The organism is Herpetosiphonaceae bacterium, from assembly GCA_036374795.1.
Taxonomy (GTDB): domain Bacteria; phylum Chloroflexota; class Chloroflexia; order Chloroflexales; family Kallotenuaceae; genus LB3-1.
This window is the reverse complement of sequence record DASUTC010000079.1, coordinates 1-1,206: the sequence shown is the minus strand read 5'-3', so window position 1 is coordinate 1,206 and position 1,206 is coordinate 1. Positions and strand designations below refer to the sequence as shown.

Here is a 1,206-nt window from a genome sequence, read left to right as displayed (position 1 = left end):
GATCAGGTCCTCGGTTTCGCCGCGCGTGCGGCCAGCGATCGGCGTGCCGACGACAATGTCGTCCTGGCCGCTGTAGCGGCTCAGCAACACCTGCCACGCCGCCAGCAGCGTCATGAACAGCGTCGCGCCCTCCCGGCGGCTGAGGTGGACCACGGCGGCGCTGAGGGTCGGGGCGAGCGCGAAGGCATGGGTCGCGCCGCGCAACGAGGGGACGGCGGGACGCGGGTGATCGGTGGGGAGGTGGAGGGGGGCGAGATCGGCGAGTTGGTGCTGCCAGTAGCCGAGCTGCCGCGCGCGCACGGCGCCCTGGAGCCACTGGCGCTGCCAGAGGGCGTAATCGGCGTACTGGATCGGCAGCTCTGGCAGGGTCACTGCCTCGCCTTGAGCGGCAGCGCGATAGAGCTGGACCAGTTCGCGCAGCAAGACCTGCATCGACCAGCCATCGGCGATGATGTGATGCAGGTTCAGCAGCAGCACGTGCGTCTCCGCGTCCATCCCGAAGAGCGTCGCCCGCAGCAGTGGTCCGGTCGCCAGCACAAAGGGGCGGCTAGTATCTTCGGCGATAAGCCGGAACAACTCAGCCTCCCGCTCTGCGTCCGGCCCATGCGCGAGCTGTATGATTGGCAGCGGCACGGGCTGCGGGTCGGCGATGACTTGTGTCGGCTGGCCCAGGGTCATCGGAAAGGTCGTGCGCAAGGACTCGTGGCGGACGACAAGGGCATCGAGGCTGTGCTGAAGGGCGGCGCGATCGAGGGGGCCGTGAAGGCGCAGGGCGATCGGCATGGCGTAGGCCCGGCTGCCCGGCTCCAACTGGTCCAAGAACCACAAGCGCTGCTGCGCAAACGACAGCGGCAGCGCCTGCTCCCGGCTTGCGCGCTCCAGCGGCGGCGGCGCGTCGGCGCCCGCATCCGGCGCGGCGTCCGCAATCTGCCGCGCCAAGGCGGCGAGCGTCGGTGTCTCGAACAACTGACGCAGCGGCAGCTCGACCTGGAAGGTGGCGCGAATGCGCGAGAGCAGTTGGGTCGCCAGCAGCGAGTGCCCGCCAATGGTGAAGAAGTTGTCGTGGAGGCCGATGTGCGACCGATGCAGCAGCGCGGCCCAGAGGCCCGCCAGGATTTCTTCGGTCGGGGTGCGGGAGGCGTACTCGTCCTCGACTGTGAGGGTATCGGCCTCCGGGGCGGGCAGGGCCTTGCGATCGACTTTGCC

1 protein-coding gene is annotated in these 1,206 nt (G+C 69.4%); it reads right to left on the bottom strand.

The genetic code is table 11. The annotated features are described in order from the left end of the window. The coding region (locus tag VFZ66_05490) for a condensation domain-containing protein (GenBank protein HEX6288621.1) at positions 1-1,206 on the bottom strand (1,206 nt) is incomplete at both ends.